The 17,275-nt window shown below is 73.1% G+C and carries 14 protein-coding genes; 1 reads left to right on the top strand and 13 read right to left on the bottom strand.

Annotated features, from left to right (window positions below; genetic code table 11):
• The 7 genes from AB8Z36_RS08320 to AB8Z36_RS08290 form a co-directional block, all read right to left on the bottom strand.
• On the bottom strand, positions 1 to 445 hold a 445-nt coding region (locus tag AB8Z36_RS08320; protein ID WP_369212553.1), incomplete at its 3' end, for an AAA family ATPase.
• Positions 446 to 517: 72 nt separating this feature from the next.
• On the bottom strand, positions 518 to 2,815 hold the full coding sequence (locus tag AB8Z36_RS08315) for a xanthine dehydrogenase family protein molybdopterin-binding subunit (RefSeq protein ID WP_369212552.1): 2,298 nt from the start codon (positions 2,813 to 2,815) through the stop codon (positions 518 to 520).
• On the bottom strand, positions 2,812 to 4,776 hold the full coding sequence (locus tag AB8Z36_RS08310; protein WP_369212551.1) for a (2Fe-2S)-binding protein: 1,965 nt from the start codon (positions 4,774 to 4,776) through the stop codon (positions 2,812 to 2,814). Before AB8Z36_RS08310 ends, AB8Z36_RS08315 begins: the two co-directional genes overlap by 4 nt.
• Positions 4,773 to 5,678: an FAD binding domain-containing protein gene (locus AB8Z36_RS08305; RefSeq protein WP_369212550.1), complete on the bottom strand. Its 906-nt coding sequence runs from the start codon at positions 5,676 to 5,678 to the stop codon at positions 4,773 to 4,775. Before AB8Z36_RS08305 ends, AB8Z36_RS08310 begins: the two co-directional genes overlap by 4 nt.
• Positions 5,679 to 6,039: 361 nt before the next feature.
• On the bottom strand, positions 6,040 to 7,686 hold the full coding sequence (locus tag AB8Z36_RS08300; RefSeq protein WP_369212549.1) for a beta-N-acetylhexosaminidase: 1,647 nt from the start codon (positions 7,684 to 7,686) through the stop codon (positions 6,040 to 6,042).
• A gap of 108 nt (positions 7,687 to 7,794) precedes the next feature.
• Positions 7,795 to 8,091 (bottom strand): DUF3039 domain-containing protein, encoded by a 297-nt coding sequence (locus AB8Z36_RS08295; protein ID WP_369212548.1) that lies wholly within the window; start codon positions 8,089 to 8,091, stop codon positions 7,795 to 7,797.
• A gap of 85 nt (positions 8,092 to 8,176) precedes the next feature.
• Positions 8,177 to 8,788, bottom strand: coding sequence for a YqgE/AlgH family protein (locus AB8Z36_RS08290; protein WP_369212547.1), 612 nt, complete (start codon positions 8,786 to 8,788; stop codon positions 8,177 to 8,179).
• A gap of 244 nt (positions 8,789 to 9,032) precedes the next feature.
• Here AB8Z36_RS08290 and murA point away from each other — a divergent pair, with 244 nt between their 5' ends.
• Positions 9,033 to 10,379, top strand: coding sequence for a UDP-N-acetylglucosamine 1-carboxyvinyltransferase (murA, locus tag AB8Z36_RS08285; protein ID WP_363251099.1), 1,347 nt, complete (start codon positions 9,033 to 9,035; stop codon positions 10,377 to 10,379).
• A gap of 118 nt (positions 10,380 to 10,497) precedes the next feature.
• Here murA and AB8Z36_RS08280 read toward each other — a convergent pair whose 3' ends face one another.
• From AB8Z36_RS08280 to AB8Z36_RS08255, 6 genes are all read right to left on the bottom strand, one after another.
• Complete coding sequence (locus AB8Z36_RS08280; RefSeq protein ID WP_016645140.1) at positions 10,498 to 10,779, bottom strand: HU family DNA-binding protein; 282 nt, start codon at positions 10,777 to 10,779, stop codon at positions 10,498 to 10,500.
• A 298-nt stretch (positions 10,780 to 11,077) separates the two neighbouring features.
• A complete protein-coding gene (locus tag AB8Z36_RS08275; protein WP_369212546.1) occupies positions 11,078 to 12,508 on the bottom strand; it encodes an NAD-dependent malic enzyme in 1,431 nt (476 codons plus the stop codon).
• Between the two features lie 403 nt (positions 12,509 to 12,911).
• Entirely contained in the window at positions 12,912 to 15,293 is a 2,382-nt protein-coding gene (locus AB8Z36_RS08270; RefSeq protein ID WP_369212554.1) for a HelD family protein, read from the bottom strand.
• Positions 15,294 to 15,402: 109 nt separating this feature from the next.
• Positions 15,403 to 16,197 carry an anti-sigma factor family protein gene (locus AB8Z36_RS08265; protein ID WP_369212545.1) on the bottom strand — a complete coding sequence of 265 codons (795 nt, stop codon included), beginning with the start codon at positions 16,195 to 16,197 and terminating at the stop codon, positions 15,403 to 15,405.
• Positions 16,194 to 16,769, bottom strand: coding sequence for a sigma-70 family RNA polymerase sigma factor (locus AB8Z36_RS08260; RefSeq protein WP_369212544.1), 576 nt, complete (start codon positions 16,767 to 16,769; stop codon positions 16,194 to 16,196). The genes AB8Z36_RS08265 and AB8Z36_RS08260 overlap by 4 nt, the downstream gene beginning before the upstream one ends.
• 128 nt (positions 16,770 to 16,897) lie before the next feature.
• The coding region (locus AB8Z36_RS08255; RefSeq protein ID WP_369212543.1) for a CGNR zinc finger domain-containing protein at positions 16,898 to 17,275 on the bottom strand (378 nt) is incomplete at its 5' end.

The raw sequence follows: 17,275 nt of genomic DNA, 5'->3' as shown, positions 1-17,275 counted from the left end.
GGTCCTCGACCGTCCACGCGCCGTAACCGGTCTTCCCCCGGCCCGCCTCRCGGGCGGCGACCACGTCGGGGCGCGGGGCGAGCACGACCACGTACAGGGGGCGGGTGCGGACCAGCTCCGCGTACGTCTTCAACTCCGCGCCGAGGATGACGTCCTGGACGACGGCCGTGAACCCGGCGTCGGCGTACGCGTCGGCCGTCGACGCCGACAGGCGGTACCGCAGGCGGAGCTGCGCTTCGGCCTCCGCGCCCGCGTCCGGACCGTACTCCAGGCCGCCGGAGACCAGCATCCGCCGGTACACGTCGCCCCGCACATGCGCGGCCTTCGGCAGCCGCTCGGCGAGCGCCTGCGCCACCGTGGACTTGCCGGAGGCCATGATGCCGGTGACGACGACGACACCGGAGAGGTCGGGGGCGAGCGCCGGGGCGGGTTCAGAGGTGGTCATGGGAGCCATGGTGCCACCGGCCGCCCCGGCGGCGCCCCCGTACAGGGCAGCCGTGCCCGGCGGCGAACCCCGCTACTGCGCCACCGCCGTCTGCGGACGGATCGGCAGCCGGTTGACCGGACGGCCCGTCGCGGCGCGGACCGCCGAGGCGATCGCGGCGGGGGACGTGACCACCGGTACCGCGCTGGCCGCCTTCGCGCCGAAGGGGGCGACGACGTCCCGCTCCTCCACCAGCTTCACGATGCGGATGTCGGGGGTGTCCAGGGCGGTGGGCAGGGCGTACCCGGTCAGGTCGGGGTGGCGGACGATGCCGCGCGGGGTGCGGAGGTTCTCCGTCAGCGCCGCACCCACGCCCTGCGTGACGCCCGCCTCGATACGGGCCCTGAGCTGGGCGGGGTTGAGGATGCGCCCGACGTCCTGCGCCACGGCGAGCTCCACCACCCGGACCGAGCCCATCTCCACGTCGACGTCGACGACCGCGCGGATCGCGCAGAACGCCATGCCGACGAAGGCGTCGCCCTGCCCGGACTCGTCGAGCGGCTCGGTCGGGTGCGGGCGGCACTGGGCCGTGGCCCAGAGCTCCTTGCCCTCAAGGGCCTCGGTGACGGTCGTGGAGAGCACACCGTCGTACGAGGTGATCTTGCCGTCGTTGATCTGGAGCAGCTCGGTGGACATGCCGAACTTGTGGGCCAGCGGCTGGAGGAGCTGGGTGCGGACCATCCTGGCCGCGCGCTCCACCGCGCCGCCCGACACCCAGGTGTGCCGGCCGCGGCAGCTCGGGCCCGCGGGCGGCTGGTCGGTGTCGACCGGCGCGACCCGGACGTCGTCGATGCCGAGCGTCTCCTGGACGATCTGCCGGGCCAGCGTGGTGAAGCCCTGGCCGGTCTCGACGGCCGCGCAGATCACGGTCGCCGTGCCGTCGTGGACCTTCACGGTGGCGGTGGAGACCTCGTCGGCGCCCTCGGCGCCGAGGAGCTGGACCATGCCGAGGCCGTAGCCGACGCCGCGCCGGACGGCGGCCGGTTCGCCCGCGCCCTCGGGTCCGCCGGGCAGCAGCCACTCGTCCTCGGGGGTGTCCTTCGGCAGCTCGGGCAGCGGGAAGTCACGGACCGCGCCGAGGAGTTCGGCGACCGGGGCCGGGCACGTCACCGTCTGGCCGGTGGGCAGGATGTCGCCGGTCGCCATGGCGTTGCGCAGCCGCAGCTCGGCCGGGTCGGCCCCCAGCTTCTTGGCGATCTTGTCCATCTGCGCCTCGTACGCGGCGCAGACCTGCATGGCGCCCTCGCCCCGGACGTGCCCGGACGGCGGGTTGTTCGTACGTACGGCCCAGCCCTCGATGAAGGCGTTCGGCACGACGTAGGGGCCGCAGGCGAAGGAGACGGCGGCGGCCAGCGCCTCCGACGAGGTGTCCGCGTAGGCCCCGGCGTCGAGCAGGATCTGCGCCTCGACCTTGACCAGGCGGCCCTCGGCGTCGGCGTGGTGGCGGTAGCGCAGGAGCGTGGGGTGGCGGTGGGCGTGGCCGAGGAAGGACTCCTCGCGGGTCGCGGTCAGCTTGACCGGGCAGCCCGTGCGCAGGGCGAGCAGGCCGAGGGGGAGCTGGAAGCTCGCGTCCTCGCGGTCGGCGGTCGCGCCGGGCACGCCGGTGACGACGACCTTCACGCGCTCGGGCGGGATGCCGAAGCAGGCGGCGGCGCGGTCGCGGTCGGCGTGCGGGTCCGTGGAGGCGATGTACAGCTCCACTCCCCCGTCCGGGCGCGGCACCGCGAGGCCCGCCTCCGCGCCGATCGGCGCCGGGTCCTGGCGGCCGATGCGGTACAGCCCCTCGACGACGAGTTCGCCCGCGGCCTCCGGGTCGCCGTGCCGCAGCGGGATGTGCCGGATCAGATTGCCGTCGGGGTGCAGCGGCTCGGCCTCGAACGCCTTCTCGGGGTCGGTGACCGGTTCGAGCACCTCGTACTCGACGATGACGGCGGCGGCGGCCATCCGCGCCGTGTCCGGGTGGTCGGCGGCGACGGCGGCGATGGCCTCGCCGTGGTGGCGCACGACGTCGGAGGCGAAGACCGGCCGGTCGGCCGTCCTGCGGCCGTGCAGCGCCTCGCCCGGCACGTCCTCGTGCGTGATGACGGCGCGGACGCCCGGCATCTCGCGCGCGTGGCTGGTGTCGATGGAGACGATGCGCGCGTGCGCGTGCGGGGAGCGCAGCACCGCCGCCCACAGCAGTCCCTCGGCCCACAGGTCGGCGGCGTAGGGGAAGGTGCCCTCCGTCTTGGCGCGGCTCTCCGCCGACGCCAGGGAGGCGCCGATGCCCTGCGACGGCTCGGGGTCGCGTCCCGCGGCGGGTTCGGCCGTGGTGATGGTCTCGCCGCTCACGCCTGGCCTCCGTCCCGGCCGTAGGGGCCCTGTGGTCCGTCGTACGGCTCCTGCTGTCCGTCGTACGGGTGGGGCGCGTCGTAGCCGCCCTCGTACGCGCCGTCGTGCTGGTGGACGCCGCCCGCGCCCGGACCCGCCTGGTGCGGGATGCGGGCCTCGTCGGCGTGCTCGCCGGGTTCCTGCTCCTGTTCGGCCGCCGCGGTGGCCCTGCGCTCGGCGACCACCTCGCGGACGGCGTCGAGCACGCCCCGGTAGCCCGAGCAGCGGCAGAGGTTGCCGCAGAGCGCGCGGCGGGTCTCCAGGTCGGTGGGGGCCGGATTGCCCTCAAGGAGGTCGTGCACGGTCATGGCCATGCCCGGCACACAGAAACCGCACTGGACCGCGCCGCAGGCGCCGAGGGCGCGCTGCACGTCGGAGGGCTGTCCGTCGACGGCGAGGCCCTCGACGGTACGGACCTCGCTGCCCGCGGTGGTCGCGGCGGGCACCAGGCAGGAGGCGACGAGCCGCCCGTCCACCTGGACGTTGCAGGCCCCGCACTCGCCCTGCGAGCAGCCGTCCTTGGCGCCCGCGAGGCCGAGCCGCTCCCGCAGGACGTAGAGCAGCGACTCGCCGATCCAGGCGTCGGTGACGGGGCGGTCGGTGCCGTTCACCCGCAGGACGTAGGAGACGAGGGGGTGATCGTCGTGGAGCGGCGCCGGGGGCTCGGCGGACGCCTCCGCCCCCTCCGCGTCGCTCGCCTCGGCCGCCTCGGCCGCCTCGCCCGCCTCGCCCGTCCCGTCGGGACCGGGCGACTCCTCGGGCTCGTGGCCCTCGGCGGCCTCGGCCGCGTCCGGAACGGCGGGCGCGGCGGTCTCGACCGGCTCGATGGGCTCGACCGGCTCGATGGGCTCGACCGGCTCGATGGGCTCGTCCGGGTCGAGGTCGTCGAGGGGCTCGACGGGCTCGTCGAACGCGGCGGGCTCATCGAACCCGGCGATCTGCTCGAACTCGGCGGTCTCCTCGTACCCGGCGGGCTCCCCGGCCGTGTCCGGCCCCAGGGGTACGTCGAGGGGCGCCATGGAGTCGGCGGCCGGTTCGCCGGTCTCCGGGTGCCCGGGGACGCGCGGGACGTCGGCGGTCTGACCGGAGTGCCGGTCGGAGGCCGGTCCGGCGACGGCGGGCACGCTGATCGCCCGCAGCAGCGTCGTCCGCTCGAACGGGTTCTCCGCGTCCCGGTCGCCCTCGGCCGGAGCCGTGGGCGCGGTCGGCTCGGGGGTCTCCTGGGGCCGCTGCCCAACGTCCTGGGCCTGCGCGCCCCATGGCGCACCGGCCCCGGCGCCCGTCGCCCACGGCGCGGGCGCGCCGCCCGGCAGGGTCGCGGGGGGCGTACCGCCGTGCGCCCAGGCGCTGAGCCGTGCCGCCGAGGAGGACGCTCCGTCCGCCGCCAGCGACGAGGGCGCGTACTCGCCGGACTCGTCCGGCAGCTCGCCGCCCGCCACCGGGATCGACCACTGGCCCGTGACGTCGTGCCCGGGGGCACCGTGCCCGGTGCCGTCCTGCCCGTACGGCTGGTCGTACCCCTGGGCGTAGTCCTGCTGCTGACCGTGCTGAGCGTGCTGACCGTAGTCCTGCCCGTACGGCTGCTGTTCGGCCGCGTCCGTCTCGGCGAAGCTCCACTGGCCGGTGGCCCCGGGGTCGTAGCCGTGGTGGTCCGTGTCCGCCGCGGGCCACCCCGCCTCGCCGCCCGCCGCGCCGGTCACCTCGGGCGGCATGACCCAGGTGCCCGTGGCCGCCGGGTCGGTGGCGTCCGCCGTGGTCGGGGTGACCGTTATCTGCGGCGGCACATAGCCGTGCCCGGGGGCGGCGAGCGGGGCGTCCAGCATGCCCTCGGGGAGCTGGACGAACGCCGTGGCGTCCGAGTCGTACTCACCCTGTGGATGCGGCTGCCAGCCGCCGCCGTTGGTGCTCCGGTCGTCGCTCACGACAGCGCCCTCCCCAGTGCTCGTCGGGCCAGCGCGGCGACGGTGCGCCGCAGATGCAGAACGGCGGGCGACAGCGGCTGCTCGGTGCCGTCGGCCGCCGGCGGCTGGTCCGGGATGCAGGCCGCCGCCACGTACTCACCGAAGGCGGTGACCGCCTCCGGCACGAGGCTGCCGCGCCCGCCGTCCCAGTCGATCAGGGAGGCGACCCACTCCTCGGCCTCCAGCGGGCGCAGGGGCATCGGGGCGATGGCGCCGACCGCGCACCGCACGTTCCGCCGCGCGGGGTCGAGGACCAGCGCCACGGAGGCCGTCGCCCGGCCGGGGCCGGTGCGTCCGGTCGCCTTGAGGAAGACCTGGGGGGCGTGCAGCAGGGGCACGCGCACAAAGCCGATGAGCTCGCCGGGGCGGAGCATCTCCATGCCCGCGAGCAGGTGCGACACGGGGATCTCGCGGCGGTCGCCACCGGGTCCCGCGATGATCAGGACGGCTTCGAGCGCGGCGAGCACGGGCAGCGCGTCGCCGGTGGGCGCGGCCGACGCGATGTTGCCGCCGAGGGTGCCCGCGTTGCGGATCTGGGGCGGTCCCGCGGCGCGCGCGGCGGCGGCGAGTGCGGGGATGAGGGCGGCGAAGTCGGGGCGGCCCATCCGGGCGTGGGTGAGGCCCGCGCCGAGGAGCGCGTGGCCGTCCTGGTACTGCCAGCCGCGGATCTCGCTGATGCGGCCGAGGCCGACGAGGGCGGCGGGCCGGAGCTGCCCGGAGTTGACCGAGGTCATGAGGTCGGTGCCGCCGGCGACGGGCACGGCGGCGGGCATGGCGGCGAGCGCCGCCACTGCCTCGTCGAGCGTGGCGGGCAGCTTCACCGACTGCGGTGCCTGTGCCGCCCGCGGTGCGTGCGTGGTCAAAACCGGCTGCCCCTTCCCGATGCCCGGCCGCGTCTTTCACGTACGACGCGTACATGAAGTGCTCGCCGTTCGCGACGTGTCACCGTTACGCCTGTTCCGCCGTACGGTACGTGCTCACAACCCGGACGTGGCAACTCTGGCACATCTTCGCCGGGGCCCGACGCGGGGGTCCGCTAGGAGGCATTCGTCCGGAGACCAGGGTGATATGCCGTTTTCGCACCCCGTTGCCGGTCGGGGCGATTTACCCCTCTCCGGTGGCACTTGGGCACCTTGCGGCGACTGCCGCCACGGGGTCCCGGCCGGGGCTCCCGGCGGCCGCGCCCACGCGCGGGCCACCGGGAACGGGCGTGCGAGCGGCACCTCACACGTTCGGGGGCGGGCCCTCGATCGGGCGGCCGAGGACGCCGGGGCGCTGCTGGTACGGCAACGGGCCGCTGGGCCGCCGGTAGTCGACGCCGAGCGCGTCAAGTCGCGCGTAGTGCGTGCCCATTCGCCGCTCGAAGTCGGCGAAATCACGCTCGGCCGGGGCGGGAAGTGTGCCCCAGGCGACCTCGCTGAAGGCGGCGAGGCGCGGGAACACCTGGTAGTCGACGCGTCCCTGGTGCTCCATCACCTCCGTCCAGACGTTGGCCTGGGTGCCGATGACGTGCGCGGCCTCCTCCTCGGTCAGCTCGGCGGGCACGGGTTCGAAGCGGTAGACGTCCTCCAGGGTGCGGACGAAGCCGATGGGCATCGGCTCGTCGGGGCCGCCGTCCTGCCGGTGGTCCAAGTACACGTGCTGCTCGGGGCACATGATGACGTCGTGTCCCGACCGGGCCGCCGCGATGCCGCCCCGGTAGCCGCGCCAGGAGGAGACGGTGGCGCCCTCGGCGAGGCCGCCCTCCAGGATCTCGTCCCAGCCGATGAGCCGCCGCCCGCGCGCCGTCAGCCACTGGTCGAAGTGGCGGATGAACCAGCTCTGGAGGCCGTCCTCGCCCTCCACGCCGAGCTCCTTGATGCGGGCCTGGGCGGTGGCGGACGCCTTCCACTGGTCCTTGGGACACTCGTCGCCGCCGACGTGGATGAAGGTGGACGGGAAGAGGTCGAGGACCTCCTCGAAGACACCTTCGTAGAAGCGGAGCACCTCTTCGGTGGGGGCGAGCACGTTGGGGTTGACGCCCCAGGTGTCCCAGACGGTCAGCGACCCGGTGTCGACGACGTCGGTGTTGCCGAGGTGCGGGTAGGCGCTGATGGCCGCCTGCGAATGGCCGGGGATCTCTATCTCGGGGACGACGGCGATGTGCAGGGAGTCGGCGTAGGCGACGATCTCGCGGATGTCCTCCTGCGTGTAGAAGCCGCCGTGCGGGCGCTCCTCCCAGAGCGGGGAGAAGCGGTGCCCCCACTTGGAGCGGGCCCGCCAGGAGCCCACCTCGGTGAGCCTCGGGTGGCGCTTGATCTCCACGCGCCAGCCCTGGTCGTCGGTGAGGTGGAAGTGGAAGACGTTGAGCTTGTGGGCGGCGAGCAGGTCGAGGTAGCGCAGCACGCCGTCCTTCGGCATGAAGTGCCGGGAGACGTCGAGCATCATGCCGCGCCAGCGGAACCGCGGCGCGTCCTCGACGGCGACCCGCGGCACCGACCACGCGGCCGCCGGGTCGAGCGGGGCGCGCCGGAAGGCGTCGGGCCCGAGGAGCTGGCGGAAGGTCTGGGCGCCCCAGAAGACACCCGCGGCGCTGCCGCCCTCGATACGGACGGTGTCCTCCTCCACGGTGAGGCGGTACGCCTCGGCCGCGAGGCCGGGGTCGACCCGCAGCTCGACGGAGCGCTCACCGCCACCCCCCGCCTCCCCCTCGGGGGCGTCGGCGAGGCGCAGTCCTGTCGCGGCGCCGACCGTGGCGCGCAGCCACCGCGCGACGCCCTCCGTGCCGGGCAGGGCGCGGAGCACGGTCTCCTGGTCGAGCGGAAGGGAACCTGGGGTGGAAGCCACCCAGCGGGCGCTGTTCGGCGCCGGGATCAGCTGCTCAAAGGTCATGCCACGGAAGGCTGTCACGCGATTGCGCAACGCAAAAGGGGCGTTGCGGTACACGCAACGCCCCCTCCGGTCAGGGCCGGGAACCAGCCGAACCAGCCCCCGCGAGGACTACTTCTTGCCGTCCTTGCCGCCCTTGTCCTTGTCGCCGCCGGCGCTCATGGACTCGTAGATCTCCTTGCACATGGGACAGACGGGGTACTTCTTCGGGTCGCGGCCGGGGACCCACACCTTGCCGCAGAGCGCGACGACGGGGGTGCCGTCGAGCGCGCTCGCCATGATCTTGTCCTTCTGGACGTAGTGCGCATAGCGCTCGTGGTCGCCGTCACCGTTCGACACCTGGGGTGTCGGCTCTACGAGGGTCCCCGTACCTGCCCCGCGCTCGGGCTCGGGCTCAAGAGTGCTCATGGTTGCCAAGGGTACTCACGCGCGCGGCGTCCCGGCAGCGGTCGGCGCCGGGCGCCGCCCTCCCGGGGTCCCCGGCCGGTTCCTCTCAGTTCATCGAGGGGTCGTCCGGATAGGTCGCCACCATCGCCAGGTCGCTGCGCTGGCGCCGGAGCACCGCCCGCCACAGCCGCTCCGGGTCCGGCGAGGAGACGTCACCGGGCTCGGACTCGACCACGTACCAGGCGCCGTCCGCCAGTTCGGTCTCCAGCTGTCCCGGGCCCCAGCCCGAGTACCCGGCGAAGATGCGCAGGCTGCCCAGGGCCGGGGAGAGCAGCTCGGGCGGGGCCTCCAGGTCGACCAGGCCGATCGCGCCGTGCACTCTGCGGAAGCCCACGGGGTCGCCACCGCCGCCCCCGCGGAGCCGGGAGCCCGCGGCGGGCGCCTCGTCGCCGGGGACGACGGCGACGCCGAGCGCCGAGTCGAGCGAGACGGGGCCGCCCTGGAAGACGACGCCGGGGGCGCCGGCCAGGTCGCCCCAGCCTTCCAGGATGTCGGCGACGCCGACCGGCGTGGGACGGTTCAGGACCACGCCGAGCGAGCCCTCCTCGTCGTGGTCGAGGAGGAGCACCACCGCGCGGTCGAAGTTCGGGTCCGCCAGGGCCGGTGTGGCCACGAGCAGCCGCCCTGTGAGGGAGGACACCTCGGTCATGAACGACATGATCCCGCATCTTCCCCCCGGACGGGGAGGCTATGGGCGTACGGGAGTGAATGCAGCTCAGGGCGCAGGGAAGCGGACGGAGGGCACACGGAGGGCGGTGACCCAGAGCGTCCGGATACGTACGGTTCGTGTTGTGGCGAACTCATGACGTGTTCTGCACGGCCTCAGCCTTACGGAGAGGGGGTACGCGGCCATTACGCTTGCCCCTTGGTCCCCCCGTCCATCCAATCGGAACGCGAGATTCATGACCGTCACCGGCATTGACGATGTACTGCTTGTCCACGGCGGCACCCCGCTCGAGGGCGAGATCCGGGTCCGCGGCGCGAAGAACCTCGTGCCCAAGGCCATGGTCGCCGCGCTGCTCGGCAGCGCGCCGAGCCGGCTGCGCAATGTCCCCGACATCCGCGACGTGCGCGTCGTACGCGGCCTGCTCCAGCTGCACGGCGTGACGGTCCGCCCCGGCGAGGAGCCGGGCGAGCTCGTCATGGACCCGTCGCACGTGGAGAGCGCGAATGTCGCCGACATCGATGCCCACGCGGGCTCGTCGCGCATTCCGATCCTCTTCTGCGGCCCGCTCCTGCACCGCCTCGGGCACGCCTTCATCCCGGGCCTCGGCGGCTGTGACATCGGCGGCCGGCCGATCGACTTCCACTTCGAGGTGCTCCGCCAGTTCGGCGCGACCATCGAGAAGCGCGCCGACGGCCAGTACCTGGAGGCCCCGCAGCGGCTGCGCGGCACCAAGATCCGGCTGCCGTACCCGTCCGTGGGCGCCACCGAGCAGGTCCTGCTCACCGCCGTGCTCGCGGAGGGCGTGACCGAGCTGTCGAACGCCGCGGTCGAGCCGGAGATCGAGGACCTCATCTGCGTCCTGCAGAAGATGGGCGCGATCATCGCCATGGACACCGACCGGACCATCCGGATCACCGGTGTCGACAGCCTCGGCGGCTACAACCACCACGCCCTCTCGGACCGCCTGGAGGCCGCCTCCTGGGCTTCCGCGGCCCTGGCGACCGAAGGCAACATCTACGTCCGCGGCGCCCAGCAGCGCTCGATGATGACGTTCCTGAACACCTACCGGAAGGTGGGCGGTGCCTTCGAGATCGACGACGAGGGCATCCGCTTCTGGCACCCGGGCGGCTCGCTCAACGCGATCGCCCTGGAGACCGACGTGCACCCCGGCTTCCAGACCGACTGGCAGCAGCCGCTCGTCGTCGCCCTGACGCAGGCCGCGGGCCTCTCCATCGTCCACGAGACGGTCTACGAGTCGCGGCTCGGCTTCACCTCGGCGCTCAACCAGATGGGCGCGCACATCCAGCTCTACCGCGAGTGCCTCGGCGGCTCCGACTGCCGCTTCGGCCAGCGGAACTTCCTCCACTCGGCGGTCGTGAGCGGCCCCACGAAGCTCCAGGGCGCCGATCTGGTCATCCCCGACCTGCGCGGCGGCTTCTCGTACCTGATCGCGGCCCTGGCGGCGCAGGGCACGTCCCGCGTCCACGGCATCGACCTGATCAACCGCGGCTACGAGAACTTCATGGACAAGCTGGTGGAACTGGGCGCGAAGGTCGAGCTCCCGGGCAAGGCGGCGCTGTAGGCGTTTCAGCCACCCGGCTGACCCTCAGCCCGGCCGGCGTTTGAGGCCATCTTCTGAACGGCAAGCCAAAGGGGCGGCCACCTGCTACGGGTGACCGCCCCTTTTAAGCTGCTAGAGGCTACTTGCCCTTAGCGGCTTCCTTCAGCTTGGAACCAGCCGAAACCTTGACGCTGTAGCCGGCCGGGATGTTGATCGGCTCGCCGGTCTGCGGGTTCCGGGCGGTGCGAGCGGCACGGTGGGTGCGCTCGAAGGTCAGGAAGCCGGGGATGGTGACCTTCTCGTCGCCCTTGGCAACGATCTCGCCGACGGTCTCGGCGAACGCGGCCAGCACGGCGTCGGCGTCCTTGCGGGTCACCTCGGCGCGGTCGGCCAGCGCGGCCACCAGCTCACTGCGGTTCATGTTTGTACTCCCGTGTTCTTTTGCCGTTGAGGCGTGCCACGCGGCAGAGCCGCATGATGGGCACAGCGAAGACGATGCTGCCAGGGTCCTCGGACAGTCCCCGGACCCGGGTCTGACGTCAGACCCTCGCGCCCGATTACGCATCCTGCCCCCACCTGCGGCGGGAAAGCCAATCCGGTGCCCTCAGGGGTCACACGGAAAGCGTCCGCCGTCCCCGAAAGTGGGGCGGAGGAGGGCCTGCTGCCAAGCCACCCTAGAGGGGGCCCGAGGGGTCGGCGTCCCGCGACGCGCCGTTGGCCTAGACCGTGGGCCCTGTCACAGCGGCCCCGGCGGCCTTGGCCGCGGTGCGCACCGCTCCGGCCACCGCGCCCGCGACCTTGTCGTTGAAGACGCTGGGGATGATGTAGTTCCGGTTCAGCTCGTCCTCGGCGACGACGTCGGCGAGGGCGCCCGCGGCGGCCAGCATCATCTCCGTGTTGACCGTACGCGACTGGGCGTCGAGCAGGCCGCGGAAGACGCCGGGGAAGACCAGGACGTTGTTGATCTGGTTGGGGAAGTCCGAGCGTCCGGTGGCCACGACGGCGGCCGTCTGGCGGGCGACCGCCGGGTCGACCTCGGGGTCGGGGTTCGCGAGCGCGAACACGATGGCACCCTCGGCCATGGCGGCGACGTCCTCGCCGTTCAGCACGTTCGGGGCCGACACGCCGATGAAGACGTCGGCGCCGACGACGGCCTCCTTGAGGGTGCCGGTGAGGCCCTCGGGGTTGGTGTTGTCGGCGATCCAGCGCAGCGGCGAGTCGGCCTCGGTGCCGACGAGGTCCTCGCGGTCGGCGTGCACGACGCCGTGGATGTCGGCCACCACGGCGTTCTTGACGCCTGCGGCGAGCAGCAGCTTCAGGATGGCGGTGCCCGCGGCGCCCGCGCCGGACATGACCACGCGCACGTCGCCGATGTTCTTGCCGACCACGCGCAGGGCGTTGGTCAGGGCGGCGAGCACGACGATGGCCGTGCCGTGCTGGTCGTCGTGGAAGACGGGGATGTCCAGGGCCTCGCGCAGCCGGGCCTCGATCTCGAAGCAGCGGGGCGCGGAGATGTCCTCCAGGTTGATGCCCGCGAAGCCGGGGGCGATGGCCTTGACGATCTCGACGATGGCGTCGGTGTCCTGGGTGTCCAGGCAGAGCGGCCAGGCGTCGATGCCCGCGAAGCGCTTGAAGAGGGCCGCCTTGCCCTCCATGACCGGCAGCGCGGCCTTCGGGCCGATGTTGCCGAGGCCGAGCACGGCCGAGCCGTCCGTTACGACCGCAACGCTGTTCCGCTTGATGGTCAGGCGGCGGGCGTCCTCGGGGTTCTCGGCGATGGCCATGCAGACCCGCGCCACGCCCGGGGTGTAGACCATGGAGAGGTCGTCACGGTTCCTGATGGGGTGCTTGGACGCCATCTCGATCTTGCCGCCGAGGTGCATCAGGAACGTACGGTCGGAGACCTTGCCGAGGGTGACGCCCTCGATGGTGCGCAGCTGCTCGACGATCTCGTCGGCGTGCGTGGTGGAGGACGCCGCGATCGTCACGTCGATCCGCAGCATCTCGTGGCCGGAGGCCGTGACGTCGAGGCCGGTGACCGAGCCCCCGGATGACTCGACGGCCGTGGTGAGCTGGGAGACCGCGGTTCCGCTCGCGGGCACCTCCAGTCGGACCGTCATCGAGTAGGAGACGCTGGGCGCCGTTGCCATGGCCGACTTCCTCTGCTTTCACCTTGTAGCTCTTGCCGTCCGATGGTCGCACCTACCGCCGAGTACGTGGTAGCCGCCCCGGATTGAGAACGTTTTGTTCATCGGCCGCTGGGGTTCGTTTGGGCTCCGTTTTCGGAAACTGGTTTCCACCATACGAGAAGTTGCCGGAAACAGAAAGAGGCCCACGCCACCAAGTGGCGTGGGCCTCTCCCCTACGTTCATGACACCGACCCGCCATGCTCGCCTCGCGGCAAGTGGTCGCTCGTAGCGACGATGGTTGGGCCCGGGGGCTTGGATCGAGCCGGTGCCACATCCAAGGTAACAAACGATCCCCGTAAGGCAATTCCCGTCCCTGAGGCAAAAGTGCCCTCTTGGCCCGGCGGGCCAGGAGGACGCCGGGCGACTAGTCGCGCAGCAGGTCGGGGACGCCCCGCGGGTCCGGCTCGTCGCGTTCGCCCGACAGGACCGTGAGCTGCTGTGTCGCGCGGGTCAGCGCCACGTACAGGACCCGCAGGCCCGCCGGGGACTCGTCGGCGATCTCCGCGGGCGAGACGACGAGCGTCGCGTCGTACTCCAGGCCCTTGGCCTCCAGGCTGCCGAGCGCCACCACCCGGTCGCCGAGCCCGGCCAGCCAGCGGGCGGCCTGCTCGCGCCGGTTCATCGCCACGACCACGCCGACCGTGCCGTCGACCCGGTCCAGGAGGCGCGCCGCCTCCTCGCGCACCGCGGCGGCGAGACCGTCGCCCCCCACGACGGAGAAGCGGGGCTCCACGCCGGTCGAGCGGACCGCGGAGGGCGACTCGGCGCCCGGCATCGCGAGGGCGAGCACCTTGGCGGCGAGCTCCGCGATCTCGGCGGGATTGCGGTAGTTGACCGTGAGGGTGAAGCGGCGGCGCGGGCGGGTGCCGAGGGCCTCGTCACGGGCCTCGGCGGCCTCGTCCGGGTCGGACCAGGAGGACTGAGCGGGGTCGCCGACCACCGTCCAGGTGGCGTGGCGCCCGCGGCGGCCGACCATGCGCCACTGCATGGGCGTGAGGTCCTGCGCCTCGTCGACGATGACGTGGGCGTACTCGGTGCGTTCGGCGGCAAGGCGCTCGGCGCGCTCGCGCTGGGTCTCCTCGCGCTGCGGCATCAGCTCTTCGAGGCCGGTGAGCAGGTCGAGCGGGTCCAGGTCGCGCTTCTTCCTGGGCCGGTGCGGCGTGCCGAGGATCGCCTGGAGCTCGTCGAGCAGCGCGACATCGTGCACGGAGAGACCCTCGCGCCCGAGCGAACGGGCGACCTTGCGGACCTCGCCGGGGTTCAGGACCCGGCGGGCCCAGCGGCCGAGGCGCCGCTCGTCGCCCATCGCGGCCAGGACCGCGCGAGGCGTCAGCTCCGGCCACCAGGCGTCGAGGAAGTGGAGGAAGTCGTCCTCGGAGGAGACGTCGTCGTCGAAGGACGAACGCAGCTCGGCCGCGAGCTCCGGGTCGGTGTGGCGCCCCGCGGCGCCCGACTGCGCCCACAGGGCGTCCAGGAGGAGCTTGCGGGCACGCGGGCGGAGCAGGTTGACGGGGGCGGTTCCGCCGAGGGCGTTGCGGCGGATGCGGTCGAGGGCGTCCGCCTCCAGCTCAAGGCGGCGGCCGAAGGCGACGACGCGCAGGCGGGTGGGGGTGGCTCCGGCCGTCCCGCCCTCGGCGTCGTGCCCGGTCCCGTCCCCGTCCGCGTCCCCGTCCGCGCCGCCGGGCTCGCCGAACGTGAGCTGTCCGGCGGGCGCCGTGCGCGGCCGGGGCTCCGTCCCCGTTTCGAGCGCCCCCCGCGCCGCCTTCCGCAGCACCTTCAGCATCCGGGAGGAGCCCTTGACGCGGGCCACCGCGGGCGAGTCGTAGACCGTGGCCTCGGCGCCGTCGACCAGGGAGCCGACCGCGCGGATCGCCACCTGGCCCTCCTCGCCCAGGGACGGCAGCACGCCCTCCGTGTAGGCGACGAGGAGCGGGGTCGGCGAGACGATGAGGATGCCGCCCGCGTACCTGCGGCGGTCCTGGTAGAGCAGGAAGGCCGCGCGGTGCAGCGCCACCGCCGTCTTGCCGGTGCCGGGGCCGCCCTCCACGTACGTCACCGATGCGGCGGGCGCGCGGATCACCCTGTCCTGCTCGGCCTGGATGGACGCCACGATGTCCCGCATCGAGTGGCTGCGGGCCTGGCCGAGTGCGGCCATCAGGGCGCCGTCGCCGATGACCGGGAGCTCCTCGCCGTCGAGGCGGGCGGTGAGCTCCGGGCGCATCAGGTCGTCCTCGACGCCGAGGACCCTGCGGCCCTTGGAGCGGATGACGCGGCGGCGCACGACCCGGCCGGGGTCGACCGGGGTCGAGCGGTAGAAGGGCGCGGCGGCGGGCGCCCGCCAGTCGATGACGAGCGGGGAGTAGTCGGAGTCGAGGACGCCGATGCGGCCGATGTGCAGGGTCTCGGCGATGTCGGCGGTGTTGTCCTCGCGCACCGCGCCCTCGGCGGGCTCGACCGCCGTGTAGGCGCCGTCGGGGCCCTTCTTGCCGTCCTTGCCCCGCAGCAGGTCGATGCGGCCGAAGAGGAAGTCCTCGAACTCGTTGTTGAGCCGGTTCAGGTGCACCCCGGCCCGGAAGACCTGGGCGTCGCGCTCGGCGAGCGCGCCGGGCGTGCCGACCTGCCCGCGCTTGGCCGCGTCGTCCATCAGGAACTCCGCCTCGTGGATCTTCTCCTCGAGACGCCGGTAGACCCGGTCGAGATGGTCCTGCTCGACCCCGATCTCGCGGTCGCGTGTGCCTGACGGCATTACTGCGTTGACGTCGGCCACCGGGGCCCCTTTCAAGACGTGCTGCTCACCGAACCGAGCAGCCGTCCACCGTACGCGAAAGGGGCCCTCCTTGTGCACCTGCGGGCGGTTACACGTCGACCTTGACCAGGCGTTCGCCGTCCAGCGTGGTCACCTCGAAGTGGTCGATGTCGTTGGGGGGCATGGCGGCGCCGCCGTGCACGTACAGCGGGCCGCGCGACCACTTGTCCGGGCTGTCCTTGATCCCGTACCCCCATCTGGGCACCGACCAGGTGGTGACCGTCTCCTTCTCGCCGTCCTTGCCGACCGCGATCAGGGAGCACTTGAGCGGGCCCTTGACGTTCTTCAGCTCCAGGACGGCATGGGTGCCCCAGGCCTTCTCCTCCGTGCCGACCGTGGCGCTGACCTTGGTCGACGGGTCGGTCGCCCGCGACTTCGTCTCCATGTGGTGGAAGAAGGCGTCCTCGGCGGGGCTGGTGGGGTGCGGCTCGGCCACGGCCCCCTTGGAGCCGTCGTCGCCGCTCACCGCGAGGACCGTGAGCGGCCCGCCGACGATCAGCGCCGCGGCCGCCGCGACGAGGAACAGGGTCCTGCGCCGCCCGCGCTCCCGCCCGGCCGACACCTCGCCGAACAGGCGCTCGGCCATCCGCGGACCCGGCCGGGCCGCGAGGCTCTCGCCGGTCACCGGTGTGCCGCGCCCGGCGGGGAGGTCGGCGAGCGCGGCGAGCATCGGCGCCATGCCGGAGAACTCCTCCAGCTGACGCGCGCAGTACTCGCACCCGGCGAGGTGCACCTCGAACCGGGTCGCCTCGTCCGCGTCGAGGACACCGAGGGCGTAGGCGCCGACGGTCTCGTGGATGTTCTCCTCCCGCCACCCGTCGTAGTGGCCGTAGGACCCGGTCATACCGTCACCCCCCGCTCCTCCAGGGCCAGCTTCATCGAGCGAAGCGCGTAGAAGACCCGTGAGCGGACCGTGCCGCTGGGTATGCCCAGCGTCTGAGCCGCCTCATTGACCGTACGCCCCTTGAAGTAGGTCTCGACAAGTACCTCTCGGTGCGCGGGAGTCAGGTCCTCCAGCGCGTCGGACAGCGTCATCAGCCACAGCGCCTTATCGATCTCGTCCTCCGCGGGGATGACCTCCAGCGGCGACGGATCGACCTCCTGCGGCCGGGCCTGCCGGCTGCGGTGGCCGTCGATGACGATGCGCCGTGCGACCGTCACCAGCCAGGGGCGTACCGAACCGGTGGCCCGATTGAGCTGACCGGCGTTCTTCCAGGCACGGATGAGCGTCTCCTGCACGACATCCTCGGCGCGCTGCCGGTCGCCCGCCACCAGGCGGAGCACATAGGCGAGGAGCGCTCCCGCGTGCTCGCGGTAGAGCGCGCGCATCAGCTCCTCGTCGGGTCCCGGCGGCTGGCGCGAGCGGTGCCGGGGCGACGGCGGGCGTTCATCGGCCACGGCGGAATCCTTGCGCACGGCTGCCTCCGGTGTCCGCGGTTCGGGCGGTCTCACGACGGAGGTACGCAGCCGGGGCGCGGGTTGTTCAACGCGGGGCGGTTCACGAGGTGTTCACCCGCGGCGGTGCCGCCCGGACCAGGTGCCGTTCAGGTACGGGCGAGGGCGGCCCTTCTGCGGTGCCGCGCGACGCGTTCGCGGTTGCCGCAGACCTCGCTGGAGCACCAGCGGCGGCGGTGGCCGCGGGAGGTGTCCAGGTAGACCAGCGGGCAGTTGTCGCCCTCGCACCTGCGGAGCAGGACGCGGGCCGCCGGGTCGGTGAGCAGGTCGACGGCGTCCCTGGCCACGGCGGCGACGAGCGCGGCACAGCCGGGTTCCTCGCGCAGGGCGCGGACCAGGGAGCCGTCGGCGGCGCGCACGGCGTAGGGCACGGGGGGCGCGGCGGCGGCCAGCGCGTTGACGCGCKCCAGGGCGCGGGCGCGGACAGCCGGTCGATCTCGCCGTCGACCAGCTCGGCGGTGTACCGG

This window comes from Streptomyces flavofungini, from assembly GCF_041028215.1.
Lineage (GTDB): Bacteria > Actinomycetota > Actinomycetes > Streptomycetales > Streptomycetaceae > Streptomyces > Streptomyces flavofungini_B.
The sequence above is the reverse complement of the archived record's forward strand: the minus strand, read 5'-3'. Positions and strand labels throughout refer to the sequence as shown.